This window comes from Lysinibacillus fusiformis (assembly GCF_016925635.1).
GTDB classification, from domain to species: Bacteria; Bacillota; Bacilli; order Bacillales_A; family Planococcaceae; genus Lysinibacillus; species Lysinibacillus fusiformis_F.
Genome location: NZ_CP070490.1, coordinates 3,957,944 through 3,984,640, shown reverse-complemented (window position 1 = coordinate 3,984,640; position 26,697 = coordinate 3,957,944). Strand labels below are relative to the sequence as shown.

General features: G+C 37.1%; 29 protein-coding genes and 2 CRISPR repeat arrays. Of the genes, 4 read left to right on the top strand and 25 right to left on the bottom strand.

Annotated elements, in window-relative coordinates; translation table 11 throughout:
* Positions 1 to 10 precede the first annotated feature (10 nt).
* From JTI58_RS19395 to JTI58_RS19385, 3 genes are all read right to left on the bottom strand, one after another.
* On the bottom strand, positions 11 to 568 hold the full coding sequence (locus tag JTI58_RS19395) for an isochorismatase family protein (protein ID WP_205443099.1): 558 nt from the start codon (positions 566 to 568) through the stop codon (positions 11 to 13).
* Between the two features lie 64 nt (positions 569 to 632).
* Positions 633 to 1,271 carry an O-methyltransferase gene (locus JTI58_RS19390; RefSeq protein ID WP_205443098.1) on the bottom strand — a complete coding sequence of 213 codons (639 nt, stop codon included), beginning with the start codon at positions 1,269 to 1,271 and terminating at the stop codon, positions 633 to 635.
* Complete coding sequence (locus JTI58_RS19385) at positions 1,255 to 1,593, bottom strand: hypothetical protein (RefSeq protein WP_243456140.1); 339 nt, start codon at positions 1,591 to 1,593, stop codon at positions 1,255 to 1,257. The genes JTI58_RS19390 and JTI58_RS19385 overlap by 17 nt, the downstream gene beginning before the upstream one ends.
* A gap of 151 nt (positions 1,594 to 1,744) precedes the next feature.
* Between JTI58_RS19385 and JTI58_RS19380 the strand changes: the two genes are divergently transcribed.
* On the top strand, positions 1,745 to 1,945 hold the full coding sequence (locus JTI58_RS19380; RefSeq protein WP_016993987.1) for a hypothetical protein: 201 nt from the start codon (positions 1,745 to 1,747) through the stop codon (positions 1,943 to 1,945).
* Positions 1,946 to 2,101: 156 nt separating this feature from the next.
* Here the strand turns inward: JTI58_RS19380 and JTI58_RS19375 are convergent, their stop codons facing one another.
* The 4 genes from JTI58_RS19375 to JTI58_RS19360 all read right to left on the bottom strand — a co-directional run bounded on the left by JTI58_RS19375 (position 2,102) and on the right by JTI58_RS19360 (position 3,703).
* A complete protein-coding gene (locus JTI58_RS19375) occupies positions 2,102 to 2,257 on the bottom strand; it encodes a hypothetical protein (protein WP_205443096.1) in 156 nt (51 codons plus the stop codon).
* A gap of 166 nt (positions 2,258 to 2,423) precedes the next feature.
* A complete protein-coding gene (locus tag JTI58_RS19370) occupies positions 2,424 to 2,600 on the bottom strand; it encodes a hypothetical protein (RefSeq protein WP_205443095.1) in 177 nt (58 codons plus the stop codon).
* Between the two features lie 15 nt (positions 2,601 to 2,615).
* Positions 2,616 to 3,296 carry an NAD(P)-dependent oxidoreductase gene (locus JTI58_RS19365; protein ID WP_347709121.1) on the bottom strand — a complete coding sequence of 227 codons (681 nt, stop codon included), beginning with the start codon at positions 3,294 to 3,296 and terminating at the stop codon, positions 2,616 to 2,618.
* A gap of 20 nt (positions 3,297 to 3,316) precedes the next feature.
* Positions 3,317 to 3,703 (bottom strand): hypothetical protein, encoded by a 387-nt coding sequence (locus JTI58_RS19360; RefSeq protein ID WP_205443092.1) that lies wholly within the window; start codon positions 3,701 to 3,703, stop codon positions 3,317 to 3,319.
* A 238-nt stretch (positions 3,704 to 3,941) separates the two neighbouring features.
* Here JTI58_RS19360 and JTI58_RS19355 point away from each other — a divergent pair, with 238 nt between their 5' ends.
* On the top strand, positions 3,942 to 4,436 hold the full coding sequence (locus tag JTI58_RS19355) for a hypothetical protein (RefSeq protein WP_205443090.1): 495 nt from the start codon (positions 3,942 to 3,944) through the stop codon (positions 4,434 to 4,436).
* A gap of 117 nt (positions 4,437 to 4,553) precedes the next feature.
* Here JTI58_RS19355 and JTI58_RS19350 read toward each other — a convergent pair whose 3' ends face one another.
* Both JTI58_RS19350 and JTI58_RS19345 read right to left on the bottom strand, forming a co-directional pair.
* Complete coding sequence (locus tag JTI58_RS19350; RefSeq protein WP_205443089.1) at positions 4,554 to 4,853, bottom strand: GPW/gp25 family protein; 300 nt, start codon at positions 4,851 to 4,853, stop codon at positions 4,554 to 4,556.
* 159 nt (positions 4,854 to 5,012) lie between these two features.
* Positions 5,013 to 5,213, bottom strand: a complete 201-nt coding sequence (locus JTI58_RS19345; RefSeq protein WP_205443088.1) for a hypothetical protein — start codon at positions 5,211 to 5,213, stop codon at positions 5,013 to 5,015.
* Between the two features lie 75 nt (positions 5,214 to 5,288).
* Between JTI58_RS19345 and JTI58_RS19340 the strand changes: the two genes are divergently transcribed.
* Complete coding sequence (locus JTI58_RS19340) at positions 5,289 to 5,579, top strand: transposase (protein WP_205443086.1); 291 nt, start codon at positions 5,289 to 5,291, stop codon at positions 5,577 to 5,579.
* On the opposite strand, the gene JTI58_RS19335 is transcribed toward JTI58_RS19340, so the two are convergent.
* Genes JTI58_RS19335 through JTI58_RS19325 form a run of 3 tightly spaced genes read right to left on the bottom strand, consistent with a single transcriptional unit; the run spans position 5,576 to position 7,448 of the window.
* Complete coding sequence (locus tag JTI58_RS19335; protein ID WP_205443085.1) at positions 5,576 to 6,259, bottom strand: DUF1963 domain-containing protein; 684 nt, start codon at positions 6,257 to 6,259, stop codon at positions 5,576 to 5,578. The two genes, JTI58_RS19340 and JTI58_RS19335, sit on opposite strands and share 4 nt — an antisense overlap.
* Positions 6,249 to 6,824, bottom strand: coding sequence for a DNA-3-methyladenine glycosylase I (locus JTI58_RS19330; RefSeq protein WP_205443084.1), 576 nt, complete (start codon positions 6,822 to 6,824; stop codon positions 6,249 to 6,251). The genes JTI58_RS19335 and JTI58_RS19330 overlap by 11 nt, the downstream gene beginning before the upstream one ends.
* Before the next feature lie 27 nt (positions 6,825 to 6,851).
* Positions 6,852 to 7,448, bottom strand: coding sequence for a class I SAM-dependent methyltransferase (locus JTI58_RS19325; RefSeq protein ID WP_205443082.1), 597 nt, complete (start codon positions 7,446 to 7,448; stop codon positions 6,852 to 6,854).
* Between the two features lie 110 nt (positions 7,449 to 7,558).
* Between JTI58_RS19325 and aac(6') the strand changes: the two genes are divergently transcribed.
* Positions 7,559 to 7,993, top strand: coding sequence for an aminoglycoside 6'-N-acetyltransferase (aac(6'), locus tag JTI58_RS19320; protein ID WP_205443081.1), 435 nt, complete (start codon positions 7,559 to 7,561; stop codon positions 7,991 to 7,993).
* 63 nt (positions 7,994 to 8,056) lie between these two features.
* On the opposite strand, the gene JTI58_RS19315 is transcribed toward aac(6'), so the two are convergent.
* The 13 genes from JTI58_RS19315 to JTI58_RS19255 form a co-directional block, all read right to left on the bottom strand.
* On the bottom strand, positions 8,057 to 8,248 hold the full coding sequence (locus tag JTI58_RS19315) for a hypothetical protein (protein WP_205443079.1): 192 nt from the start codon (positions 8,246 to 8,248) through the stop codon (positions 8,057 to 8,059).
* Between the two features lie 454 nt (positions 8,249 to 8,702).
* Positions 8,703 to 10,262: a right-handed parallel beta-helix repeat-containing protein gene (locus JTI58_RS19310; protein WP_205443078.1), complete on the bottom strand. Its 1,560-nt coding sequence runs from the start codon at positions 10,260 to 10,262 to the stop codon at positions 8,703 to 8,705.
* 261 nt (positions 10,263 to 10,523) lie between these two features.
* Positions 10,524 to 12,301: a CRISPR direct-repeat array (repeat unit 29 nt; unit sequence ATTTATATTCCACTTAGTTAATGTAAAAC).
* A 286-nt stretch (positions 12,302 to 12,587) separates the two neighbouring features.
* Positions 12,588 to 12,851, bottom strand: a complete 264-nt coding sequence (gene cas2 / locus JTI58_RS19305; protein ID WP_009371077.1) for a CRISPR-associated endonuclease Cas2 — start codon at positions 12,849 to 12,851, stop codon at positions 12,588 to 12,590.
* Position 12,852: 1 nt separating this feature from the next.
* Positions 12,853 to 13,839 carry a type I-B CRISPR-associated endonuclease Cas1b gene (cas1b, locus tag JTI58_RS19300; protein ID WP_205443076.1) on the bottom strand — a complete coding sequence of 329 codons (987 nt, stop codon included), beginning with the start codon at positions 13,837 to 13,839 and terminating at the stop codon, positions 12,853 to 12,855.
* The gene (cas4, locus tag JTI58_RS19295; RefSeq protein WP_205443071.1) at positions 13,836 to 14,348 is read right to left on the bottom strand and encodes a CRISPR-associated protein Cas4; all 513 of its coding nucleotides are present in this window, start codon (positions 14,346 to 14,348) and stop codon (positions 13,836 to 13,838) included. Before cas4 ends, cas1b begins: the two co-directional genes overlap by 4 nt.
* 33 nt (positions 14,349 to 14,381) lie before the next feature.
* Positions 14,382 to 16,610, bottom strand: coding sequence for a CRISPR-associated helicase Cas3' (gene cas3, locus JTI58_RS19290; protein WP_205443066.1), 2,229 nt, complete (start codon positions 16,608 to 16,610; stop codon positions 14,382 to 14,384).
* Positions 16,611 to 16,655: 45 nt separating this feature from the next.
* Positions 16,656 to 17,390 carry a type I-B CRISPR-associated protein Cas5b gene (cas5b, locus tag JTI58_RS19285; protein ID WP_205443064.1) on the bottom strand — a complete coding sequence of 245 codons (735 nt, stop codon included), beginning with the start codon at positions 17,388 to 17,390 and terminating at the stop codon, positions 16,656 to 16,658.
* A 12-nt stretch (positions 17,391 to 17,402) separates the two neighbouring features.
* The gene (gene cas7i, locus JTI58_RS19280; protein WP_205443063.1) at positions 17,403 to 18,281 is read right to left on the bottom strand and encodes a type I-B CRISPR-associated protein Cas7/Cst2/DevR; all 879 of its coding nucleotides are present in this window, start codon (positions 18,279 to 18,281) and stop codon (positions 17,403 to 17,405) included.
* Positions 18,274 to 19,977: a Cas8a1 family CRISPR/Cas system-associated protein gene (locus tag JTI58_RS19275; RefSeq protein ID WP_243456138.1), complete on the bottom strand. Its 1,704-nt coding sequence runs from the start codon at positions 19,975 to 19,977 to the stop codon at positions 18,274 to 18,276. Before JTI58_RS19275 ends, cas7i begins: the two co-directional genes overlap by 8 nt.
* 12 nt (positions 19,978 to 19,989) lie before the next feature.
* On the bottom strand, positions 19,990 to 20,727 hold the full coding sequence (cas6, locus tag JTI58_RS19270) for a CRISPR-associated endoribonuclease Cas6 (RefSeq protein WP_205443061.1): 738 nt from the start codon (positions 20,725 to 20,727) through the stop codon (positions 19,990 to 19,992).
* Positions 20,728 to 21,618: 891 nt separating this feature from the next.
* A CRISPR array of direct repeats spans positions 21,619 to 23,274; the repeat unit is 29 nt; unit sequence GTTTTTCATTAACTAAGTGGAATTTAAAT.
* 91 nt (positions 23,275 to 23,365) lie between these two features.
* Positions 23,366 to 24,325: a hypothetical protein gene (locus tag JTI58_RS19265; protein ID WP_205443059.1), complete on the bottom strand. Its 960-nt coding sequence runs from the start codon at positions 24,323 to 24,325 to the stop codon at positions 23,366 to 23,368.
* A gap of 71 nt (positions 24,326 to 24,396) precedes the next feature.
* Entirely contained in the window at positions 24,397 to 26,079 is a 1,683-nt protein-coding gene (locus JTI58_RS19260; protein ID WP_205443058.1) for a methyl-accepting chemotaxis protein, read from the bottom strand.
* Positions 26,080 to 26,241: 162 nt separating this feature from the next.
* A complete protein-coding gene (locus JTI58_RS19255) occupies positions 26,242 to 26,676 on the bottom strand; it encodes a hypothetical protein (protein WP_205443056.1) in 435 nt (144 codons plus the stop codon).
* Positions 26,677 to 26,697 lie beyond the last annotated feature (21 nt).

Here is a 26,697-nt window from a genome sequence, read left to right as displayed (position 1 = left end):
TCATTTTTTATTAGCGATAATTATTGTGTGTAGGTTCAAATAGTGCTTCGTCGGCGTTTCGCACCAGTGAGAAATGATCCACGTTGTAATGGCCGTGCAGGATGTCATTATGATGGGCAACCGTATCTTCTGGTGATAAGTATTGGGAACCATTTGTTGAATGGCCATCTCCCACCAGTGTGACATCAAAGCCATGAATAGTTGCCGCTCTTACTGCTGTATCCACGCAATGCTCAGTTTTGCAGCCCATCATCACCAAATGCTCTACCGCATTGGCCTGTAAATAATCGAGTAAACCTGTCTTATAAAAAGCATTTGTAGCCAGTTTATCAAAATAGACAGCTGTCGGTGGTACATGAATCGCTTGATGTACCTGAAAGCCCTCCCCTTCTCCACCAGCTACATCCTGATCACGCACAAAAATAAGATGTGCGTTTGCCTCGGTAGCTTTCTGAATCACGGTATTGATTGTCTCAAGCAATTCATCCTTGCGATAGACGGCTTGTTCATCCTGATTTCCCTCGATTAATTCTTGCTGTGCATCAATGACTACTAGTGCTTGCTTCAAAAGCATCTCTCCCTTATCGTTTGCTAACAATATTTTACCATTAATAGTTAATTTGTGATATGCATTATTTTTTAACTTTTGAAACCGTCATGCCATCCCCAATCGGTAGAAGGACGGATTCAAGCTGTGGATGATTCGCCACTGTGACATTGAACTTTTTCATAATGGCTGTATAGCGCTTTGATGCTGCCTCAGGGTCTGCTACACTGCCCCCTGCAAGGACATTATCTGCCACAATGAATGCACCAGGGTTGGCCAGCTTAATGCAATAGGCTAAATAATTTTCATAGTTATCCTTATCGGCATCAATGAAGAAGAAATCAAAACGCTGTCCTTCTGCTACAAGATTTTCAAGGTTCTCAAGTGCAGGACCAGTCCTATACGTCACTTGCTCGGCAAAGCCTGCCTTGGCAAGATTTTGAGCAGCTAGCTGTGCATAGTTCTCCTGTAATTCTAGGGAGGTCAATGTGCCCTCTCCTTCGATCCCTCTTGCTAAGCAGATGCCACTATAGCCACCCAGTGCACCAATTTCTAAAATAGCCTTCGCTCCTGTAATTGACACAAGCATTGTTAACAGCTTGCCTGAGGATGGGGACACCGAAATGGCAGGCATGCCGTTTTCCACAATAGAGGATATGACATCCTCTAACATGGCATCGTGCTGATAAAATACCTCATCGATATAATTATTCATTTGTTTCATGTGCATGTTCTTCCTCTTGTAGACTGTCCGCTATGTCGTTTGTTTCATTTTCTTGAATATCAAACAACTGGCTAAATTCTTGGATAACCAGGTCGATGGCTTTTAATTCCCCTACTAAAATTTGCTGAATGGATTGAAACTCTGGCTGCTCTAATTGCTGTTTAATGGTTGCACGCTTCACATGCAGCATTTCTAGAAACGATATCGCTTTACCTCGTCGGAACGTTTTCGCTCCTCGCTGTGGTGCGCCTTCCATGCCTCTGTGACGACCTCCACGGTGATGTCCCTCTCTCATATGCTCTCTAAATCCTGATCCTCTCATTATTCGAACACTCCTTTTTGTATACATTTGTATACGTTGATTTAAATACATTGTATACAAACGTATACATATTGTCAATTAAACATAATACTTTGTTGCTCCATCATATGTTAGACAAGAGGAAAGACATATTGAAATGGAGGTAAGTTGAGTGAAAAGGGTTATAAAATATGTTTTGGGCATCGGTACTTTATTGATACTGTCAGGCATATTTTTGATTGGTGCACAATCTCACTATAATCAGAAGGAAATTAAAATAGCTAGTAAGCTATGTCTTGAAAATGGCGGACAGCCCACCATCATACGAGATTATTTGGCATTGAATTACTCCTTTTCATGTCAAAAAAACTGAGGTTGTACATAATGCATGCTTTCAGGCAAATGGCTAGCTAACAAGACTACTTTTACATATAAATAGTAGTGTGAAGCAAATCTAGCCTTTCCACAGCGCTCCTGTTTTGAGGTCACTTTCTCTTGGAAGGTGGCCTTTTTTTATGAAAAAAAGACGTCATGTCGACGTCTTTAATGTTTGATCGATATCCTCAATCAACCTATCCACTTGTTCCTTTGTTATCTTGATGACATATAGTTCTGTCGTTTCGATTCCATCATGGCTTGTTAGGTGTTTAGGATATTGATAGTTATTTGATATCTCCTTGTCCATATCATCACCTCTTCAATAGATATATTCGACATAAAGTATAGCAAACCTTCTATAAAAAGGAAAATAACAGTATATTTTTTCACTAAAATGACAACCATATGGACAGTTTAGCATAAAAATAGGTCAAATCGATAAGTTCATTTAGACTATCCTTGTGTAAAAGTGATTATTGCTTACCAAATTTCGCAATTTTTTTGAGGTAGAATGACCCGACAAAAACAATGAAACTTCCATAAACTTTCAGCATCACATTTCTAACAGGCGCCTCCTCAATGGTTGTACTGAGAAAGGCACATCCTACGACAATGATGATTATCCCGATGATGGCATGAATACATTTCACTATAGCTCCTCTTTTCTAGTAGGCAATACCGACGCGCGTTCTCAAAAAATCCTCACGAAAGATTTGTTGATAGGCAAAGTCTGCTGTATCTGCTACGGAAATTTGGCTGCCTCCCTCTGGCAAAAAGTTGCGTTCAACGCGATAGTTTCCTGTCCAGGCCCCATCAGGTAAATAGGTAGGACAAACAATCGTCCAATCCATAGTAGATTGCTGTAATTGTTCAAATACACGTTGGTGCTCCTGTGCAGCAACGGTCGATTTTCGTTTCGATTCAGTCGATTGATAACGAAGAATAGTCGGTGTCACACGACTTTGTAAGATTCCTGCTGTTCCGATCGTAATGATTCTTTTCACCTGCTGCTTTGTCATCGCTTCAAGAATCAACGGTAAACTAGCCGATAATGTATCGCCACCATCTGTATTTAATGCACTGACTACCACATCGACATTGACCATTGCCTGCTCGACATCCTGCTTGTTTAAAACATCGCCTTGGATAACACGCAGCTGTTGTTGATGGTGCGTTATTTTATCGGGATTACGGACCAATAGAGTGACCTCATGCTGATCCTTTAATGCTAGCTCCACCATATGGCTGCCGACACGTCCACTGGCACCTAATATTAAGATTTTCATTCCTCTCACCTCTGTTATCATTATAACGCAATTCCCTTTATATGTAAAAAAGGCACCGATAACAGTGCCTTTCTCCTCGATTAGTCACGCTCCAGTAGCTGAACATTGACCATAAATAGATGCATATTATTCTTTTTGGATAGCTCATCGATGATTGATTGAATCTCACTTTCTGTACTTACATCAATTTCTTCCCCATCGTGTAATTGAATCGTGATGACTTGATGCGCTGGAGAATCTATTAAATAACCGACTGTACTATCAGGCGAGTAGCCTGCCGCTCGTATCGCCTGTATCACCTGTTTGGTAAAATTCGTGGCTTGTAATTTTTCGCCAAGCTCCTCTGCATAGGGAGTCGCACTTTCGGGGTTCGTGGCTATAATTGAAGGCTGTTTTTGTGTCATCCACAATGAAATCACGACCAGTAAGCACATGAATAGAAAGAAGATGTGCAGGATTCTCTTCATACATTCACTCCATTTCTCCATGAAATTTACAGGCGGCAGTCTAGCAATCTTTTGCCCTGAAATCTTTTATTGTTCTCACAGCTATGTATGGCTATATCTCCATTTAGTTTTCGAAAAATAATTTTCCACTGTTGCAGAGGGCAAATTACCAACAAGTCATGTTTGCGGCTTCATAGATTAGAAATGTAAAGGTTAGCGCTACCATTACTAAAAAACTAACAAAAAGGGAGATTAAAAGATGCAAGATAGTAGATTTAGTCAATATATGAATTGGAATCAGAAAAAAGAAAAGTGCTGTGAACAATATGTAAAATGCTATTGTCATTTAGAAAAAAAATGTGAGCACAAACAAGAGGGATGCAAATGCAAACAGAAGCCTGGGCATTGTAAATGGGAACATAAACACGAGCGATGTAAATGCAAGCATAAGGATGACCATTGTAAATGGGAAAAGGAAGATTCCTGCTCTTGCAAAAAAGAGGAGGAAGATTATTACGAAGTTGATTATTCGAAGGATCACCACTGTAAAGGCTGTATCTGTCATCTATTAAGATGCTTATCACCTGGCGCTTTTGTAGATGTTATTTTAGCAGGTGGCGGTAGCTTTGCAGGTATTTACTTCATCAGCTTAGATCCTAAAACTTGCTGTGCAACATTTTTTGAGGTAGATGCGGCAGCTGCATCACCACTTATCATTGATTGTCAGCAAATTATTGCCATTAGAAGCGCGTAAATGTTCCAATACCCTACTTGACACCAATTCATATACCATAAATCCTACCACTACAAGCACATTTGATCTTCTGCCAGGTTCGTGAATCCATACCTGGCAGAATTCATATTTTTTCAGCTATTCATTGACAATGACTTTGACAATGGGCTCTAGTTTTCCTCTATTTACATCGCCAAGATAATCAACATCCACTACGACAGCTCGTGGCTCAAAACGTTGGATACATTCAATGAGGCGTTTCGTGTTTATTTTCTTCAGACGTTGGAAGGGTTTACGAATATCAGACCTTGTCACATACTCGCGAAGCGGACAAGGGATCGTAAACGTCGATAAAATAAATGCTACATTTTGTAAAATACCTTCCACGCCTGTAGCATTACCATTAACATTACTTAAAGCCGTTACTTGATGTGTCATTCTATCAACCTTTCTTCTACGTTCATACAATTAGTACTTTGGAAAAAGAGCACTTTGTTATTTATGCTTGCTCATTAAAAATTATGAACGATTTGTTTTTATGTACCCCATGTTATTTTTATTCAAACAACATCTTAGTTGATAGGCTGACCTACAAGCTTAGCGTGTGATGGCGTAGTAAATAACATACAGCCAGCTAAAACAGCCATGGATGATTGCCCAGATGATGGAATGATGCACACTCCATGAAATCGTAATCGCTAAAACCGATCCAAAGCCAATGCCATTTTTGACCACCGTTTTATGCTCCACTTTTTTCACCTTCCTTGTTCTTTTTATCTCTCCATCTTGCCATCGCATTATGTTTCCCTCCTATCGTTTTCTATGTTTATGCATGAGCGAACAAGGGCAATCTGAAAGAAAGGATGTGATGTTATGACAATTTTCATGCTGGTTGCCACGATTGGAATCCCAAGCCTTATGGTGTATCTTCAGCAAAAAGGGGCAATCTTTCGCCTTCTTTTCAACATACTAGGTGTCATTGCGGCAATCCTGTTTAGCACGATTGCCGCTACAGCTATAACGAACATTATTCTTGAGGATGCGGTCTTTATGACAACGATTCACGCAGTTTTCTTAAACCCTGTATTTCTGATTACCGGAGCGTATCTCGGCTTATATCTGATTTACCGATTAATCATGATGACCATTCAGGAAAGAGACTAGTAGAAATCACAATAGACGTGCCAAGTCTGAGTTGTTGGATTGTAGAAAAAATAAAAATGGCCATGATCCACAATGTTCAAATGTGCTTTCGCATCCGAGGCAATTTGGAGGACAAACGGTGCATCATCACCAAAATCCATGCCACTTTGACAAAAGCTTGGATAGCCACCAATTTTATGGAGCGGATAAAGGTCTTCTACAATATCCTCAAAATATTCGAGCTGCTCCTCATGCTCCAACGTCAAAATCTCTTCCTCCAATTGAGCAGGAATACCGCCCCCATCCCAGGTTGGATAGTCATTCGTGACATGCTGGGGTATGAGGGGAAACGCGCGAATGTGTTCATGCTGCCATTCACGCTTTACTAAGCCTTCCAAAGTGGTGTACGTTCTAATGTCAAAATAAGACCTAAGATCATCCTCCACGAGATGATCCAATAGGCGTTCATCGACAAACAGCGTGATTAATTGAAACGGCTGTAATGCTTCCGGTACATAGGGAAGGTCTTTTAGAAAGAATATAGCAAGCGGCTGATAGCCAGATGGTGGTTGCTCCTCTGGTAAGGACCAGCCGACATAGCCAATCCAGCTTTCCAGTAAATCATGTGTGGGGCGAATACCACCTGTTTGAAAAATCGTTGCCTGCTTAGCTAGTTGAGCCCGAATATGTTCAATTGTCATCCGCTAGCTCCTTTTGTCGACAGCAGCAATCTGTTGTATGGTCATTCACCATGCCCACTGCCTGCATAAAGGAATAACAAATCGTACTCCCAATAAATTTAAAGCCATCCTTCTTCAATTGCTTGCTCATACGATCACTAATGTCTGTCGTCACAGGCACTTCTTTGATGGAAGCCCATTCATTAATAAGTGGCTTATGATCCACAAATCCCCAAATATAGTGTGAGAATGAGCCATGCTTTTCTTGTATTTGGAGATACGCTTTGGCATTTGTCACCACGCTAGCTATTTTTAATTTATTGCGTACAATCCGTGTGTCTTGCTGTAATTCCTCTAGCTTGTCCTGTGTATAAAGAATAATTTTTTCCACATCGAATTGATCAAATGCCTCACGATAGCCTTCACGCTTTTGGAGAATCGTCCACCAGCTCAGGCCAGCCTGTGCCCCCTCCAAGCAAAGCATCTCAAATAAATGCTGATCGTCATAGACCGGCACACCCCACTCCTTGTCATGGTATTCCACATACAAAGGCTCATCTAGCTTGACCCAATCACATCTTTTCATTTTTATACCCTCCATTTTATGTACTCCTTACTTAATAGCTGTAATGCAAAGCCATCCTTTACTTGATTTTTCCGTGACATAAACGGTTTGAAAACCGATACGTTCTAATAATTGCTTCGTCGCCTCAGGTGTTTGATAGGCTTGCATATGATAATTCATTTTGTAGAGCTCTGCTATCATAATAAATTTCCCACCGTTTTTCAGTACCCGCCATACTTCCTCCACATCGTGCTCTAAGGATGGCCAAAAATAATGCGTTTGAAAGGCTGTAATGGCATCAAAAAACTGATTATCGTATGGAATGTTGGAAACGCTCGCCTCTTTCACAATGACGCTACCACTAGCAACACGTGCTTCATTCAGTTTGATCGATTCCTTCACGGCCTGTGCAGAAAAATCGATCCCATAGATTATACCATTTGGATTCAATTTGGATAAAATTTGGAGCGTTTTCCCACCACCACAACCTATGTCTAACACACGATCACCATCATTGATGGCTCCTTGCCTGATGAACCATGCATTCATACCGCGATGAGCGATATTCATGATTCGTAGCATCGATGAGCCCAGCCATCCATTTGGTTTTTTCGCTTGTTCAATTAACGTTTGTAAGAGTGACATTATTGGATTCCCCCTCTTGAAGTGCGGATGTTAAAATAAAAAATAGTTCTTTACTAGTTTGTACGTGCTTCAAAACGTTTTGTTTCATTTTTTACCAAGGAGGAGATTTGATGATACAGCAAGCAAAGCAACAAGACGCAAAAGCTGCAGCCACATTAGCCTTACTGCTCTGGCCCAATCATACACTAGAGGAATTTACAGCAGATATGACACAGCTACTAAAGGGAGAAAACGCAGCCATCTTCCTTGCCTATGAGGAGGACAAAGCAATTGGATTTGCCCAATGCCAATTGCGAGCGGATTATGTAGAAGGCACCGACACAAGTCCAGTCGGCTATTTAGAAGGCCTTTTCGTGATGGGGGAATACCGCCAGCAAGGCTATGCAAGACGGCTTGTGGAGCATTGTGAGCAATGGGCAAAGCGTAGGGGCTGTCTAGAGTTTGCCAGTGACTGTGAATGGCACAATGAAGAAAGCCTACAAGTTCATCTTCAGCTCGGTTTTACAGAAGCCAATCGCATCATTTGCTTCACAAAAAAATTATAAAAATAGCGGACAAAAAAATCACAGGTGCTTAAAACAAAACACCTGTGATTTTTCGACATTTTTTTAATTTAGATATGTATTGTTGGAAATATTTCGTTCGCGCTCATCTATGATTAAATGGATCATTAATGCGAGTTGTTGTTCGATTCGCATATTGTTTAGATGAAAGATATCAGCAATCACATTCTTTTGCTTCTCTGCTAATTCCATTCCCTCAAGCAGTAACATAATTTCTTCTTTTGTCAGCCCAAACATCCTCATATCACCCCAATACTCTCTCTATTTATTATTGTAAAATCATTACACACATTTCATAATTAACGCATTTTTATCTTATTTCATGTACCATTTTTACTAATTATAGGCTAAAACATGGAAAATAATCAATGTATTATCCACAATTATTTAATATTTTTTTACATTAAGTAAAAACTTTATTATGTTTATTATAACTTATACAGGCATTGTATAACTTTTCCTGTGGAATATTTCAAAATATTGCAGTAATTGCAACGAGACATCTATACCATTATAAAAATATTCATGCATTTTGTCGAATTATAGAGTTTTTTTGCACAAACTAAAGAAAATTAACAGCACAAACATTTTCCTTTACCCATTTTTCACAAGAAAGAAACCTAGATATTCGCATCCATAAAAAAAGTAATTTCAAAATTGAAACTACTTGTCTTATTTGTATAATCGGCTTTTATATTATTTTTTTAATATCATGTTTCACTATTTCTATTTTCTTGTCCCCCATCACCTGCATGCCCTCAATTTGAGAAATCTTGGATGCTGTATCCTTTTGCCATGTCGCGGGCTGCACATGCCCTTGCACAAATAATTGGCTGTTTTCCTGTACCACCGCAGGAGCTTTTACTGCAGCTATATCCGTATGGCGCATTTCCAATAGAGATTTATTGGAGAGCGCTAAAAATGGTCTAGCTGCTTCATCCACCTTGCAATTTTCAATACGTCCCATTGATTGATCTGACCAGATCATGGCATAAGAGCTTTCTTGACCATCTTTAAAATAGCTATTAGCTACTTCAAAAATCGCATCAATGCAAGTAATCCCGTTTCCTTCCATTTGTTCAAACGTGCAATACTGTGTAAATAGACGAGCATTGTTGATATAGACATGATGGCTTTGCAGCTCTCGAATCGTTGTATGCTGCATCATGATTTTGGCATGCTCATTACCATAAATACCACCCGATTGTCCAAATTGAATAGTCGATTGATGCAGCTTTAGTCCACTAGCATCGACAATGATATGAAATTGCTGATGGTTTTGAATTTTACATTGGTTCAACGAAACATCTGCTTCATCCACAATGGTAAGCCCTACTGCCATGCCATTTCGGACATGACATTGATAAAGCTCCACCTTGCTATTTTCTATCAACACCTGCGCCTTGACATGACGAGAAATTTGACAATCATAGAACTTGGCGTCCGATTTTTCTCCAAGATAAAGCCCATGACTTTGACCATCTGAAAAAATACAATCAGATATCATTAAATCACTGCGATGAACCACCATATTCGTATCGAGATGCTCTTTTATTTCACAGCCATCCATCCTAAAAGTCGTGCTATCAAATAATTGAATGCCTACCCCTTGCCCTTGATGAACCAGACAATTGGTCATCGCAATCTCACTCGACGCAGCCATCACTTGTGCCTTGTCATGCCCATGAATCTCACAATCCTCCATTGTCATCTTGACATGGCGAATCGCAAAAATACCATGCTTCTTCCCTTCCAACAGCATACAATTCGTCAGGCTCAGCTCACAGTTTTGAGCGATAATCTGTGCCTTTACATGATGCTCAAATGTCGTGTCGACTAGAATAACACTGGAACCATTCGCCACACGCAAACCAAAATGATTCAGCGGCGTCGCAAGCACTGCACAATTTTTCATCAACAAACTACCATAGCTCACCATGATCTGCGTCCGTATCAATTGCTCCTCAATCACACAATTCTCTAGCTGTAAATCGCCTTTCACATACAGCCCCTGCCCTTGCCGAAACCGTAAATTACGCATCGCAACATGTGTTTGATAGCGAATAAAAACGCCACCCTTGATCGTCACATTGCCAACCCCATACAACGTCAGCCGCTTGGCAATATCCAAGCTTTCCTCATAAATCCCATCCCGAATTTCAATCATATCCCCTGGCGCTGCCTCTTCAATCGCCTGCCCGATACTTTGATAACGATGCATAATACTCCTCTTCACCACAAGTACAGCCATTTACACACTCCTAACCAAAAAATGTTCGTACCCTATTTATATACCGAACATGCTTGTGCTTATTCAATTTTGTGTAAAATTACTGGAATATGCAGGGGTTTAATTGGAATGTTTGACGGTTTAATGAAAGAAGGATGGTTTTGGGCAATAAAAAATGAACAGCGGTTGAGGGTGTGCTGTTCGTTTTTTCGGTGGTTGGTAAGATTCCACTTTATTATTGCAAAACTTAAAAGCTAGTTACAAGACATGAAATCGATGAAAATTTATATTCCACTTAGTTAATGTAAAACGTGAAGGGCTTTTATTAAGTCAAGGGGGAATAAATGAATTTATATTCCACTTAGTTAATGTAAAACCAAGAAACACGCAACCTTTTTAAAGAACTCACAGATATTTATATTCCACTTAGTTAATGTAAAACGTGATGATGCTTTTACAACTAAAACTACAGACGACATTTATATTCCACTTAGTTAATGTAAAACAGTATCGCATTTACGCCTGGCACATCGGCAGAACAATTTATATTCCACTTAGTTAATGTAAAACGATATCGAGAAAGGTACTACCAATGCGCCGTAAGTAATTAATATTCCACTTAGTTAATGTAAAACATAACCTTTACCAAATATTTCTTTTGCCGCTGATCCGTATTTATATTCCACTTAGTTAATGTAAAACTGATACCTTGAGGGCTATCGAAAAGGATATTACGTACATTTATATTCCACTTAGTTAATGTAAAACTTGGTGTGGTTGCTGGATCTACATTTGCATTAGCATTTATATTCCACTTAGTTAATGTAAAACACGGATTCGAGGAACCGGGTGAGAAGACTGGTGAATTATTTATATTCCACTTAGTTAATGTAAAACTTACTCGTCCTGGTGTTTTTCCGTATCAGCGTCAAGAATTTATATTCCACTTAGTTAATGTAAAACAAATTTAAAGCTGAGATGCAGATTATATCTAAAAAAAATTTATATTCCACTTAGTTAATGTAAAACGGAAGTACACCACAGCCAACAACTTCAAATAATAAATTTATATTCCACTTAGTTAATGTAAAACTTAAGGGTGACAAGGTGACTATGATTCGTGCTCAATTTATATTCCACTTAGTTAATGTAAAACGGTCTGACCATGTTTTTGGCACTAAACGACCTTCATATTTATATTCCACTTAGTTAATGTAAAACCTCGCAACAGCTTCAGTTAAAAATGCCTCGTACACATTTATATTCCACTTAGTTAATGTAAAACGTGATACTTGCGTATAGTAAATCTATCCCTGCAACATTTATATTCCACTTAGTTAATGTAAAACGATGATGGTGATTGGGTGCTAAATGAGCTTGTGCAATTTATATTCCACTTAGTTAATGTAAAACAAGTAGATACGATTGATATTCAAGTTTATAACCTCAATTTATATTCCACTTAGTTAATGTAAAACTATACTTAGGTTTATTTCAGAGATAACTATAGTATATTTATATTCCACTTAGTTAATGTAAAACGAAATGCCTGTGACTACTACGTTTAATGCCCCTAGATTTATATTCCACTTAGTTAATGTAAAACGATACAGCAACATGGGTTGACTATAACGGAATTTTTGAATTTATATTCCACTTAGTTAATGAAAACAGTTAGTAACTTTAAAACCTTTGCCGTACTTATGAGATTTATATTCCACTTAGTTAATGTAAAACCTTGATACAGCTCCGACACAAACAACTGTGGAAGGATTTATATTCCACTTAGTTAATGTAAAACAGCACAAATGATGATTCATAACGTCTCCACATCTGCATTTATATTCCACTTAGTTAATGTAAAACGATAAGTCCTTGAGGGAAGTTATTGAGTTAGTATATATTTATATTCCACTTAGTTAATGTAAAACGAAATTTTTACAAAAGAGCCGACTATATATTTCGTATTTATATTCCACTTAGTTAATGTAAAACGTTATTAATAAAAATACTCTTTTTTAATACAGCATCATTTATATTCCACTTAGTTAATGTAAAACCCACCTTAAGCATACTCAAAAAACCCTTATTTTTCAACGCTTTGACGGGCTGTATATTACGACAAATATGATTATTTGCAGTCAATCGGTAGTCCAGAAATTTACCTTTACAATTAAAGTGCTTTAAAGCTAGATATGATAAGCTTTAAAGGGATTTAATGCTGTAAAATGATTCACTGCAATACTACAAAAAAAGAGAATCTGTTGCATTCAAATTGGATGAGATAACTTGAATGCGATTGATTCCCTCTTTTCATGACCAGTCATTTGATAATATAATAGATATCTATAAGAACATGCTCTCAAAATCTTTCTCGACCCCATACACAGTTTTTTTCATGTTTTTTGGATTGGCAATTCGGTAAACATAAATCGAATCAATATTCGGATTAGCCTTTGTTGCTAATTCAGCTAGGCATTGTTTTAAAAGTCCTTCTGTAATTTCTCCTTCAAATAAGGAGTTTTGTGTCCACGTTAAATATTTTTTCAATACTTTATGGACTTTCCCTACTCGTTTTACATCCACATCATACGCAATCAGCACATACATGTTACCACCACGCTTTCAATGCTTTATAATCTTCATCACCAATCAGATGTTTAATTAATTTATAACATTCTAGACGAATTAAAAATCGGTAAGAGGTTTGTCTGTTTAATTTTCGATGTTTAATGGTTGTGCTCATTCGTTTTTCGAATTCAGCAATAAAAATTTTACGTCCTGTTTCGTTTAATAAGCAAATATGTTCTTCGATATATTCAAAATGTTCCGCACGAATCATCTTTTTGTTAATTAACATAAAAATTAAATTATCCATTAACAACGGTTTGAAGATTTCTGCAATATCCAGTGATAGGGAAAATCTTCGAGAACCTGGTTCATGTAAATAACTAATTGTTGGGTTTAATTGCGTTTTGTACATTTCAGATAATACAGCTGTATACATTAAACTATTGCCAAATGAAATAAGTGCATTAATTGGATTTGTAGGCGGGCGTTTTTCCCTCTTTGTAAATTGAAAATCAGGATTTTTAATAATTGCATTAAAGCATTGATAGTAAGTAAAGCGAATTTTCCCCTCAATGCCCATTAAGGTTTGTATATCCGTAGCATCTGCAACTTGTTTCTTTAGTTGCGTTATTTCATGGATGAATGGCTCTACCTCATCTTTGTAGCGACGAATATTGCGTAACATATGATGAATAGCACTATAGACAAATTGTTGTGCAATATACAACCTTTTATTCAAGTCAAGCACATGGGCTGCTTGCTGGACATCAACAAAGCCCGCCACTTTTTTTCGTCTAGGTGTGTAACTACCTGAATAGTAACCGTAGTAATTATAAAAATGTATATTCACATCTTTTTGATTCATCAGATTTAAAAAAGGGGTGTTAAAGTCCATTTCCGCAAATACATGTAGATTTTCTGTATTTTCAATTGGTAATGTTTTTTTCGTACCATCTTCGAATACTAGATAAATAGTAGAATCTTTTCTTTGGATCCTTCCGTTATTAAATAAATATACATTTTTCATTCCTCTTCACCTACCCAGCAAAATGAATAATAAGCACATTTTGTACAATATCTTAATTTTTTCTTCTTAGGAGGCTTGTCTAGCTGAATAATTTGTTGGATTTGGGCTAACCATTTAGGGATGGCCTCTCTATCCTCTTCCGTTAATTCAATTTCATCAACACGTTTTTCTTTTGGATAATGTATTTTGCCTTTTCGATATATCCCCATTTGCTCAAGTACGAATAAATAATATAGAATCTGCGCCTTATCAGCCTGTTCCATTTTACTACTAGATTTCACTTCTCCAACATAATGCTTGTCCATCATATCAATGCGAATTAAATTTTCTATCAATACTTCTTTTGACTTTTGGCGTTGATAGGACGTATCATGCAATACTTTCCCTTGTTGTACTTTATCATCCTCATCCTCAAAGCCAAGTTGATGTGAATGTAACCATAGTTTGCGCTCGCATACTTTCAAATATTGGACTTGCAAACCGTTTGCCTTTAAATCGTCCCATTGCATATGCTTTCACCCCTTTTATGGTTTTTTCCATAATTATTGAAAGAAGGCATCTACATCATTTGCAAAAATTAAGCCGAGTTCCTCTGTATATTGATAGGTCACAACTGGGTATTCTGTATAGCGATCAACTCTAATTGTTGAAGTAACCTCTCCATTTTTCCGTTTTCTTGCATTATCATACGCCCAAGTTGCGATAGGCACTGTGAATTTTTGCAATTCCATTAACAAATTAATCTTCGTCTGCCATGCTAATCTTTTAGATAATTCATGCTTTATATTCTCTATTTCTAATTCATTTTCCCTATAAACGCCATATGGTATCACCAATTGATTTTGAATATCTCTTAAGGTCGGCTTATTCTCCTCTTGATAAGGTAATAAATCCTCATACCAAGCTAATGTTTCATCAAATGTTTGAATATATTCGCACGCTGCTCCTAAAGCTTCTCTACTATACACTTGCTCCACAATCTCCATTTTAATTTTCTCATCCATTAGCTGATTGTTATATTGCAGTAACACCTCCTTAGATTTAGAGAAAATTGTAAAATCAACAACAGATTTTTTGTTGTTTGCAATACCTGATGGCAATGGATCGCCTGTAAAAACGTAAATATTCGGTATGTTTTTTACATAATCTCGCGTTCGATAAATACGCCCCATCCGTTGAAATAAACCTGATGCCTCCGAAAGCTCAGTAAATAAAATATCAAAATCAATATCAACACTTGCTTCTACTAACTGTGTTGTAATCCATATTCCCGTTTTTAGGCAATCTTTGTTTCCTAATGCTAAAATCGCATCTTCCTTTTCTTGACGGTGCTTGCTGATAAAACGGCTGTGTAAAAGAGAAGCCTTTATCCCTGTTTCTTCAAATTCTTTATATAATTGCTGTGCTTTCGTCACCGTATTTACAATGATTAATACCTTTTGTTCCATTGGATACTTTAAAATTTCTTCTAGCGTTAAATCCTTTTCAACAATTTGCATAAAATGACGCTGAATTGGCTGATTAATGGTATTTAATTTAAAAAATGGGTCTTCTCGTTTTTCAAACGGAACTCCCAATCGTTTTAATGCTTCTATGAAAAGTGGTGGCAATGTGGCAGTCATAATTAAAAACTTACCGCCTATATCCGTAATATACTTCAACCCTAATACGATAAAGGCAGCTAATCTTGCGCTGTACATTTGAATTTCATCAATAATAATTTTGCTATAGGCTAATGTGGCAAGTTTCATTTCAAAGCCTGGAAATAACCCCACAAAATCAATAATTTGATCAATCGTTGTCACTGTAAGCGGCATAGATAGATTTTTCGCATGTGTGATCGTTATTAAATCAAGGTCTTGCTCATCCGCACGTTTGACATATTCAGCATGCATACCGCTATGCAGTAATCCTGTATTCTTTTTGCTGCAGCCAATTTCATTAATCAATCGGTCATAAATCGCATTGATGGACACTTTTAATGGCAGCGTGAAAATGCCCTTGTCATTACCAAGCCACAAAAGTGCAGCTTCTGTTTTCCCAATACCTGTTGACGCAATGACTACATGATTATCTTGTTGTCGAGCATATAGATAGTCTTGTAACTTATTTCGAGTGCGATTTTTATCACTAAAATATATTTCCATCTTTTGTGACAAACCATCAGAAGGAATTTCAACTTCATAATTTCCACTTGCCGCATAATCCAACTTATTTAATAAACCCTTTATGCTAACGAAACGATACAGATGCTCACGGTTTCTAAGAAATTTTCGATCCGTAAATTTTCGATAATCAAATTTAGGTTCCTCACGAATATTAAAATCACCATTTAATAGTGGCACGTATTTTTGTAAATCCTTTTTAATCTCATCACCACTCTCGTACATATTTTGCTCTGCCCGTTCGTGGTGATAATAAACAGCTAAAATTAATATCGTAGCATCCTCTTTACCATACCGAGTGATTAGATTTTTAATCGGCATAAATGCACAACTTAAGTAATTGTGAGGAATTTCATTTAATTCAGGGAATACATCCTTTATACGCTCTCCTATTGCTCGTACTTTATTCTGAAATTTGGTATTTGCCTTCCCTATATCGTGATACTTCACCGCTTGTAGTAAAATATCCCAATCTTTCTTTGACAATGCATTTGGATAAATTTTACGAAATGTTTCCCATCTATTAATTAAATGGTTCGTATGCTCAATAATCGTTTGTGCAGCGGATGTTTTTGTTGCAGATTTTGCTAGTAGCTTTTCAAACATCTACTAACCTCCTTATAAAAAAAGAATGGAGAACATTCCCCACTCTTATACTAAAAATACGGTATAGCCATCTTTATCGAAAAGCACTTTTTCATATGCAACAAGATAGTTAGTTGAAGAAGCCGGTACATGGGAAACAATCACTTTTTCCCACTGACGAATGTGCTTTCCTTTAGCGATTTCTAATAATTTATATGTTTTATTTAAACGATAGGATGTACCGACTTTTCCATAAATATCACTCTTGGTCATCGATTGCGGAATAAAAATATCAAAATCAACTTCCTTGTCTTCTTCCATTTCTTGAAACTCTATTTCTACTTCCTTCACCACATTAATCTGCAATAAATCCTCACGTCTACCAAGTGATAAATATTCAGCAGGTGATTTTAGTGCGTCGATAATGATTGGAATGTATTGCTTGTCCTCTGGTACAATATGCAATACTAGTTCGACATCTACTAATAGCTCTGTTGTGGAAACACCGCGTGTAATACCATGTGCTTTTCCATCTGATAACTCCACTTTCAACTGATGGCGACCTTGCTCGTATGAACTACCAGCAAACTCATAGCGCGTCCATAAATCATTGACCTTTGCATGATATTTTCCCTGAATACTCACCTGCATTGGCACATAACTTGTAAAGCCACATGCCGCATGCACCATGCCAATAACAGTTGAGTACGGGGGCAGTGGATATGATTCCTTTAATTGAAAACTCGTAGGCTTTTTGTAGTTCACTAGGTTCTGATAAGCCTCAATCCGAATCCCCTTCATATGTTCACCTGCTTACTTATAATAGTCTGATACAGCCTGCTCTAGCTGCGCGAAGAAGTCTGCCATTGGTTTGGCTTGTAAACTTTGCTCAATTTCCTCGTCGTTTGCTAATAATCCTTTGACTAAGCCAACATGTGTATGTTGTTGAATATGTGAATCCAATGCTAAAACTCCCTCAACCGTTGCAACGGCAAGTTTATTATTTTGAAGCTTTAACCGATTTTCGAAAAATGGATTTTTTAAATCATAGACACCACCGATCGCAAAAATTGGCGCTAAATTCTCTCGACGCCCTTTTATATCGCGATATAAAAATTTTAATGTACGTAATAAAGAAATAACACGCTCAGCACGTTCCTCTAATGGAATTTCGATTTGATCGTTTGTATCAATCCCAATCTTATCTAAATCCACCGTCAGTGTGTAAGCATAAAAGGATTTATGAATTTCACTTTGTGCAATATTTCCACCTCTTAATTCCTCATTAGCTGTTGCACTTTTATGGCGGTCAAACAACCCTTTATTCGTTAAAAATTCTAAATCTGTATTATAACTTTCCAATGCGACAGCATTGGATAAGCGTACAACGGCAGCACGAGTTTTCGTTGGCTTTACCGTTTTCATATAGCCGAACAAATCAATTTCAGGATAATCTGCGATTGTTGCCTCTGGGTGAAATTGAATAACGGAGCCATCCATACCTAATGGCGTGTGATTAATATCCATTTGATCGACAATGTTATAACGCAATGCTTGACGTGAAATATACGTGTACACTTCATGATCTCCGCGGGAAATTTTTTTCAAAGAAGCAACGTTCCCAACACCCTCACCATAGTTGGCACTTTCTGCTTCAACTATCATACTGACTGTTAATCCTTTTTTATTCATTTACTTGCTCCTCCTTTGCCATATCCTCTTTTTCGAAATCTTTTCCATTTAATCCTATTAAAAATGCGTAGCCAATTGTTTGGAATTTTTCAATATCACTTAGTGTTGTTGTGAAAAATATGGGTATACCTAATTTTTCATGACGTTTATAGCTATACGCTTGTACAATTGTTTCCATAAATTTATTGGGATTCTTTACTTTTAAAGCATTTAACAAACGGTGTGAAATAGCATTTAATTTTGTTTCTTGACCTCGATATACTTTTCTTAATTCGTAGCCGCTAATCCGAATACTTCTTAACTCTTTATCTGTCATATAATGTGAACCTCCCTTTAACCCAAAATTTGAAATTTTCAGAATTTTATAGATAGAAAAAGTATCCGCATATTTTCCATCGATTACTAAACGTATTAAACGATAGAGTAAATCACTAAAACGCTGTCCATTATAAAAACGTCGAATAACTTCTTGATAGAGGCTTATATAGTCTCCATTTTCCTTAACAAATTTCCCCGTCAAGTAATGGAAGTCATTCCGGCTATCATACAGCTGCTGTGCTTTGTCACGGGATAACATATTGAATGTATAAGGTCTGGATTCATTATTTTTGTCATATTTAACAATCTGGATATTATCAATTTCTACATTCTTCTTGTTTTCTGCGTGTTGATACATTTCATTGATAATTTTTGAATAGGCCATTTCCTCCAGCTTATCGCGTGTATATTCTTCTCCTCTATCATTGCGCAACTGGATTTTATTGTAAGATAATAACTCTACAATGGATTGATTGCTATTGATAAAGAGACCTATCCCATTTTTCAATGTGAAACCTAATGGCAGACAACTATACACAATATTACAGATTGGACAAATAAATAAATTGCGCTGATGGTTCCAATAATGCGAGGACTTTCTTGCCCCATCAACCCCTAAATTTTGTACCCAAGTAAGATCAAATGCCTCTGAGATAGACTTCATTTTGTTGTCACAGCACGCACATGTTAATTTATTTTTTTCATACTTTTTTTCATCTTTCTTTGACGTTAGAAAATCTTCAGCAGGTTTGATGAAGTAATTAAAATATTCATCATAGAGATCCTTTTTACTCGCATTGCTATTTAGAAAGGAAACATTGGACCAAAAACTTTGAATAACTTGATATGTAAGGACACGTGGGATGATAAATCGCTTTGCATCCTTATGCTTTAAATGCTCGACAATTTGTAGTAATGCGTCCACAGCGTCTACAATTTGCGGCTGTATTTGTTCCAAGGTTTCTTTTTTCCTCTGTGTTACCTTTTTTAAACTTTTTGCAGCCTCTAAAAAATCAAATGGAATCGCAGACAGAAATGGATAGACATTCTTATAACTATTCGATGACAGCCAGTACTTCACTTTTTCAATATGGACATTGAGCCGTTCTAAGTTTTTTTCATCTCCTATGTCAGTTTTCGCTCTTAATAAAAACTCTACAATATTAGAATTAGTCATTTTATGGTAATTTGTTTCATGTCCATATTGAGCAGATAAATAGGCAAAATAATGTTCTTCAAAGTTCGCTAAATTGCTTTCTGGAAAACTAATAGTCTGATGATCGTTCTTACTATACTCTAGTTTTGCATAGTCAAATACACGGCAAAGTCCCAAAATACTTGCATTGTAAATTGTTTCATCTAACTGTAGTTCAATCATTCACTTCACCTCCTATTCATTCACCATTTCAATGCAGCCTAGCATTTGTGATCTTCTAAAACCAATACCCGTCTGCGTTAATAAAGCTAAATCTTCTGGATGTCCTCCTAGTACAAAGCTTCCCTCAAAACCATTCAAATAAAGAATTCCTTTTTCATTTAAATTTTTAAACTTGTCATGCTTTAACTGCACAACTTTTTTATGCATCATGACTGGTGTAAAAACAAGTGGCTGATGTAATGTTCGCCCAACAACAGATTTTAGGCATTCATTCGCCGCATAATTCAATTCCTTCTCATAATTAGGATCATCAATATTTAAATATTGATTGTTTTTATCTTTAATAATGATGGTGCTGTTTGTTTTAAATAGAGCTTGAGATTTTGTAGGTAATTTTTCAGATAAAAATTTAACATGCTTAATGTGTAGGGTGTATGACTTATATTGCATTTGCTGATGCTCAAGTAAGCCATTATACAGAGTTATCATAAAATTTATATCAGATGAAGAAATGGTCATGCGAATGTCTTGATGGATGATAAATTCATCACCTTCTAGCGTATAACCATTTAAATAAATCGCTCCTGTAAAAGGACGCATCGCCTTGTTAGCATGATGTTCCTCAAAGCTATACAAACTTTCCTTTAATTCTTGATTGAACGAAGATAGTCCAGCTTTAACTATACTCCCAGCTAAAAAGTGATAGTGCTTAGGTATTTTCTCCGCTTCCATAGTAATCTGCAACCTCATTTGGCTTCACCTCCTTTTATTTCATAGACTACTCCCAGATATAGTAAAGTTAATTTAGTAAGGATATATTTGGGATTTAATTTACATTTATAGTAATTTATCTTTTATATTTAGTCAATATTTTCTAAAAATTAAATTATTATTAAAATTATATAGGATAATAATTTACTTTGGGATTTTATTCTCATTTATTTTCTTAGCTTTTCTTGATAAGATAGAAAAATCTTGTTTAACTAAGTGGAATTTAAATATATATTTTTAAATAAGGTTTAATTTTTTAGAAAACTATCTCATTTTTATTAACTATGTGGAATTTTACTTATTTCAACTGTGTACTTCCTTTTAAAAAAAACAGCAAAAGAGCCTACTTGAGACGAATTCGAGTAGGTTTTTTACTTAGCTGATTACGATTAGTGATTCTAACTAAACTTCATTTAACTTCCTTTACCCTCTTCAACTACATCTAATCAAAAAACTCACAGTAACTAGTAGCAACCAAGAGCCTATATGCCTCCCCAAATATGAAATTCACATTGAAGGTGTTAAAGCACTAAGTATACGACGATTGCTCATGATGGGGAGGTAACACGAGTAAGGCAAATTTATAAAGCATGAAAATATTTAACGTAGATACAAAACTCCCTATGAGCATGTGCTCGTCATGAACTATTACTTGAATGGAACGGATTCTCCCCTCTTTATATAAAATTGCAGTGAATCATTTTACAACATTAAATCCCTTCAAAGCTTATCATACCTAGCTTCAAGGCACTTGGATGGCAAAGGGAAATTTCCGGACTACTGATTGACTGCAAATGAATCATATTGATCGCAACATACAACCCGATAAAGCGTTGAAAAATAAGGGTTTTTTGATTATGATTAAGGTGGGTTTTTCATTAACTAAGTGGAATTTAAATTTGTTTGAGGAATTGTTTAAACGCAAAGAGGGGTTTGAGTTTTTCATTAACTAAGTGGAATTTAAATTGCAACTCTTTTGTAACGGCGCTTGCTACTTCAGCTGTTTTTCATTAACTAAGTGGAATTTAAATGTGACATAATACCAATGGTGGCAATTTGGAGGATGAGTTTTTCATTAACTAAGTGGAATTTAAATAATGAAACACATTCAATCCTTCAACTAATCTTCCAGTTTTTCATTAACTAAGTGGAATTTAAATTTGATAAGACTACCAGTTGGATTTGGGTCATTACTTGTTTTTCATTAACTAAGTGGAATTTAAATTGAGCAATTTTAAGGGTCTTATCTGGACTATACTTGTTTTTCATTAACTAAGTGGAATTTAAATTTTCATGGGATTCCATAAAAGATGCACAGGCTAAAGTAGTTTTTCATTAACTAAGTGGAATTTAAATGTAAAGATATAGCTTGTCTATATCTGCGCTAGCTAATGTTTTTCATTAACTAAGTGGAATTTAAATTCCTCTTCCCTTGATAGCTTTTGTTGTTGAAATTGGTTTTTCATTAACTAAGTGGAATTTAAATAATGTCAGCAAAGCTTGCCACAACTTCAGCATCTTTGTTTTTCATTAACTAAGTGGAATTTAAATATAGCTACTAAAATATCAAGTATTTTTTCCATGTTTGTTTTTCATTAACTAAGTGGAATTTAAATAAATTCGTCTAAGATTAGCCATAAGATGCCGGCTGCTGTTTTTCATTAACTAAGTGGAATTTAAATTTTTTCCAAATCCACTCATATCTAAACAGCTTAGAGTTTTTCATTAACTAAGTGGATTTTAAATCTGGTTACGGAAACTAAATTCAATTGAACCACGCGTGGTTTTTCATTAACTAAGTGGAATTTAAATTGATCTTGTGTTCTTATATTCATTTACTAGCTGCCTGTTTTTCATTAACTAAGTGGATTTTAAATGATAAAAATCGTGAAGTTATTGCAACAGATATTAACGTTTTTCATTAACTAAGTGGAATTTAAATGAATATCTCGAAGAAATTGGCAAGCTGGGTGATACGTTTTTCATTAACTAAGTGGAATTTAAATCCAGCAATCATTTTCTGTGGTTCGAATGCCCATACTGTTTTTCATTAACTAAGTGGAATTTAAATTTATTATACACAAATTACTGAAACTTGATGGTTGCAGTTTTTCATTAACTAAGTGGAATTTAAATTCTGTAATACCTCCACAAATCAGGATTTTGTCGTTTGTTTTTCATTAACTAAGTGGAATTTAAATGTAACAAAGCTTACTTGTTCAATGTGTGGACAGTAACGTTTTTCATTAACTAAGTGGAATTTAAATCTCAAATACGCTTTTTCAATAGCAAGTGATAACTTTGTTTTTCATTAACTAAGTGGAATTTAAATAAGAAATTAGAAGATGAGATTTCCAAACGTTACCCGTTTTTCATTAACTAAGTGGAATTTAAATGAAAACATTGATGCTTTAAAGTCGATTATTGATGATGTTTTTCATTAACTAAGTGGGTTTTAAATCAGAATAGGATAAGAAGATATTGTCCAACTGACGACATTTTTTATTAGCTAAGCAGAATTTAAATCCTTAAAATTTATTGTATAAATAAAATTTCCTGTTAAAAAAACCAACAATAACCGAATTTCCTCGGTCATTGCTGGTTTTTTTAATTTACATTATTTCTTGCGTTTCACAAAAACAATAACAAAAATAGCTGCTAGTACAGCAAGGATGGCGATCATCCATACTGTGTTTGAGTTGGATGTTGTGTCATCAGATGCGGCTGCTTGTTGTTCTTCTCTTGGTGTGGCGTTCGAAGACTCCATTTCTTTGGTATCTTCTTTCACCACTTGTGTAGTGCTAATTTGCACATATTGTAGAGTTGCTTCATCTGTGGCGGATGCTTCGTGTTCGTGGCTGTCGCTGTGTCCTTCTGCATGGTCGCCGTGGCTTTCTTCTTGCCCACCGTCATGACCATGGTGGTGATCTGCTGCTGTTGTGAAAATAGAGCGTTCTAGCTGTTGCCCTACCCAGCTTTTGGCATCTGTTGAATCGGCAAAGATGCGAGGGTGTCCTGACAGCATGTATGTTTTACCGTCAATGATGATCCCTGTTTGGTCACCTGTTACCACGTCTTCAATCGTACCCGTTGGTCCTTCTGCAAAGCCGCCCATTTGCATAAGCGTATGTCCGCCCATATCAAATGTAAGGTGCTCTATTAAGAATGCAATGTACTCTTGTTTCGTCATGGTTGCGTCAGGATTGGCTAGCTCTAGTTTATGATGAAAAAGTGCTGTATTTATTTCCTTGTACGTAATATCTCCCTCTAGGGAAGACACGTAATCTTCTTTTTGTGCTGCTTGTGCTAGCTCATCCACTGTCGCTCCTTCAAGACCAAAGAAGCCACCTACCCAGCCTGCAAAGTCTTTGCGGGAGAGGTTGTCTGTTGGGTTTAAGGCCATATCTTTGCCATTGTACCCAAGAAGCCCAATACTGTGTAATACCATAATGTCCTGAATATTGGCATCTGTTTCAGGGACATCTGTGAATAGTGTGCTTTTATCCATCGTATGGGCGTAGGCAACAGGTGCCATGAATAAAGTACTCATCAATAATAAAAGTAAATATTTTCTCAAAATGATTCCACCTTCCAATGCCTTAGTATACAGATGAAATGTGATGGAAGTTTGAAATCTACAGGTAATTTCTAGAGCTTAAATTGACGAATCAGGGCGTTTAGTTGTTCAGCCATTTCTGCTAAATGCTCGGCACTATGTTTAATTTCCGCCATGGAGCTTGCGGTCTGCTCAATGGTAGCCGATGTTTCCTGAATGCCTGCTGCTGACTGTTCGGAGACAGCAGCTATTTCATCAACTGCTTTATGAATCGTGACAGTATTGTGAACAACCTCTGCTAGCTCCACTGACATACCGTCAACGCCTGTGGCAATGGCCTCAATAGCATCCGCAATTCGATAGAATGTTGAATTGGTTGCTGCCATTTGTGAGGTGCCCTTTTCTACTTCCCCATAGCCTTGCTCTAGCGAGGAGGTCACTGCATGGGAATCATCCTGAATTTTTCTCACAATCGCTGTAATATCATCAACGGAGAAGGCGACCTGCTCGGCTAAAGTCCGAACCTCGTCCGCCACCACAGCAAAGCCTTTCCCCTGTTCGCCAGCTCTGGCCGCTTCAATCGCTGCGTTCAATGCAAGTAAATTTGTTTGGGCTGCAATCGTTTGAATGACTGCTACAAGCTTAGAAATCTCCTGTGTTTGCTTACTTAGGCCATTTACCTGTTCCACAGCATCCTTCACCGTATGCTGGATTGCTTCCATTTGTTTTGTGGAAGTGGTCATTAAGTTCCTACCTTCTTGCGTTAAAGCTTTCACATCCTGCGAATACTGTTGAACATCTTTACTGCCGTGATGAACCGTAGTGACTTTGCCAGCAAAATCATTCATGGAGGAAGCGACATCTGATGCATGATCTGCCTGTAGTTCTGTCCCACTCGCCATTTCTGTTACGGTATGAACAATTTGCTCTGTCCCTGTTTTGACCTCTGAAGTCGACTGAAGAAGCTCCTCACTATGTGCCGCCACATCGTTGGACACTGTTTGAATGTGCTTTAATAGACGATTTAAAATATCTGACATCGTATTGGTCGCTTCCATCAGTTGCCCCACTTCGTCCTTCGATTGAATCTTCAATGGCGGCTCACTTAAATCGCCATTGGTCATTTGCTGCATACGCTTGGTTAACGTCACAATCGGTCTTGAAATACCACGAGCACTTAATAGCTCAATTATCACTGCTAGAAGAACAATCCCAACACCTACGATAATGGCGATTCGCTGTTTCTGCTCCCCAGTGGCAATGATGTCCGTCCCTACCTCATTAATGGCTAGCTTTCGTTGCGCCGCTAAGCCTTCGTAGCCTTCACGAATGGTCGTCGCTATGTCATCCATTTTCGTGAGGTTTTGGGTAGCCAGTTCGGTGTTTCCTTCGTCATATACCGCAAATACCTCCTGCTCAATATAACGGTTCCATTCCTTGGACATCTCCGCAAATTTTCCGAATTCGCCCGAGGAAGATAATGCTGATCGTTTTTCTTCGTTGCTTACTTCCTTTGTAACATTATCCTGAAATATCTCTTTATACTTTTCTCTCCCAGACAACACATAGCCTCTAGCTGCCGCTATCCTTAAATCAATAGACTGTGCCTGCTCGTAATCGATGATTAATAGTTGTAATTCTTGCTGTACAATTTGTTCTGTCGCATCATTGCTTTGCTTGATAGCAAAGTAATTGTAAACAATGTACCCCATCACAATTGCGATCACAATGCTAAAGGAAAAAACAATGCGTCTACTGATTGTTTTGAACTTCATCTGCAAAAACCCCTTATTTTCCTAATCTATTCCATCATTAAAAATCTACCATTTAACAAGGACGATTAGCGGTTTTAGGAATTTTTGCTATATTTCCAGAAATAACTTGGTCAATATAATGTTTTTTATAGCATCTTTCATCTTGCGTCTTTGGTACTATCCTTAATCCCAGCCATTGAACATCACGTCGCCAATGGTTTGGCTATTAAAATAAGAGACGTATTTCCATTCCGTAGCAGATAGGCTATGCAATGCTTGATCCTTTGCTAGTGATGTGGCAAGAGTCTCCGCTTCCAAGCATTTACGCATAGGAAAATATTTGTGCAGCAGCGGCTTGGATAAAAAGGTAAAGCTACTCTCCTCCTGCTTGGCAAAGGCGATGTACGGCATCAAACGATGATGAAGAATCGTCAGTGTCTCTCCATCAATTTCGACCACTGCCTGCATATAGATAAAGGGCGCTTTATCGATAAATTGCCTTACTTTCGCTCGTTGTTCGCTTGTCACTAAATGGTACACCATCGACTGAAACATGCGCATGTCCTGCTCAATTAAATGCGCTGCATCGAAACCAGAAATTCCTTTTGTTAAACGCAAGCCATCACTCCTTGTTATTTG

Excerpts from the sequence above, each read along its gene's own strand:
- JTI58_RS19330 (WP_205443084.1), bottom strand. The coding sequence starts at position 6,824 with ATGAAAAGATGTGATTGGGTCAAGCTAGATGAGCCTTTGTATGTGGAA.
- JTI58_RS19375 (WP_205443096.1), bottom strand. The coding sequence starts at position 2,257 with ATGGACAAGGAGATATCAAATAACTATCAATATCCTAAACACCTAACA.
- JTI58_RS19335 (WP_205443085.1), bottom strand. The coding sequence starts at position 6,259 with ATGACAATTGAACATATTCGGGCTCAACTAGCTAAGCAGGCAACGATT.
- JTI58_RS19390 (WP_205443098.1), bottom strand. The coding sequence starts at position 1,271 with ATGAAACAAATGAATAATTATATCGATGAGGTATTTTATCAGCACGAT.
- cas2 (WP_009371077.1), bottom strand. The coding sequence starts at position 12,851 with ATGTATGTGCTGATTGCGTATGATGTGGATGTAAAACGAGTAGGGAAA.
- cas3 (WP_205443066.1), bottom strand. The coding sequence starts at position 16,610 with ATGTTTGAAAAGCTACTAGCAAAATCTGCAACAAAAACATCCGCTGCA.
- JTI58_RS19350 (WP_205443089.1), bottom strand. The coding sequence starts at position 4,853 with ATGACACATCAAGTAACGGCTTTAAGTAATGTTAATGGTAATGCTACA.
- JTI58_RS19385 (WP_243456140.1), bottom strand. The coding sequence starts at position 1,593 with ATGAGAGGATCAGGATTTAGAGAGCATATGAGAGAGGGACATCACCGT.
- JTI58_RS19360 (WP_205443092.1), bottom strand. The coding sequence starts at position 3,703 with ATGAAGAGAATCCTGCACATCTTCTTTCTATTCATGTGCTTACTGGTC.
- JTI58_RS19260 (WP_205443058.1), bottom strand. The coding sequence starts at position 26,079 with ATGAAGTTCAAAACAATCAGTAGACGCATTGTTTTTTCCTTTAGCATT.
- cas4 (WP_205443071.1), bottom strand. The coding sequence starts at position 14,348 with ATGCAATGGGACGATTTAAAGGCAAACGGTTTGCAAGTCCAATATTTG.
- cas5b (WP_205443064.1), bottom strand. The coding sequence starts at position 17,390 with ATGAAGGGGATTCGGATTGAGGCTTATCAGAACCTAGTGAACTACAAA.
- JTI58_RS19310 (WP_205443078.1), bottom strand. The coding sequence starts at position 10,262 with ATGGCTGTACTTGTGGTGAAGAGGAGTATTATGCATCGTTATCAAAGT.
- JTI58_RS19345 (WP_205443088.1), bottom strand. The coding sequence starts at position 5,213 with ATGCGATGGCAAGATGGAGAGATAAAAAGAACAAGGAAGGTGAAAAAA.
- JTI58_RS19315 (WP_205443079.1), bottom strand. The coding sequence starts at position 8,248 with ATGTTTGGGCTGACAAAAGAAGAAATTATGTTACTGCTTGAGGGAATG.
- JTI58_RS19275 (WP_243456138.1), bottom strand. The coding sequence starts at position 19,977 with ATGATTGAACTACAGTTAGATGAAACAATTTACAATGCAAGTATTTTG.
- JTI58_RS19325 (WP_205443082.1), bottom strand. The coding sequence starts at position 7,448 with ATGTCACTCTTACAAACGTTAATTGAACAAGCGAAAAAACCAAATGGA.
- cas7i (WP_205443063.1), bottom strand. The coding sequence starts at position 18,281 with ATGAATAAAAAAGGATTAACAGTCAGTATGATAGTTGAAGCAGAAAGT.
- cas1b (WP_205443076.1), bottom strand. The coding sequence starts at position 13,839 with ATGAAAAATGTATATTTATTTAATAACGGAAGGATCCAAAGAAAAGAT.
- JTI58_RS19355 (WP_205443090.1), top strand. The coding sequence starts at position 3,942 with ATGCAAGATAGTAGATTTAGTCAATATATGAATTGGAATCAGAAAAAA.
- JTI58_RS19340 (WP_205443086.1), top strand. The coding sequence starts at position 5,289 with ATGACAATTTTCATGCTGGTTGCCACGATTGGAATCCCAAGCCTTATG.
- cas6 (WP_205443061.1), bottom strand. The coding sequence starts at position 20,727 with ATGAGGTTGCAGATTACTATGGAAGCGGAGAAAATACCTAAGCACTAT.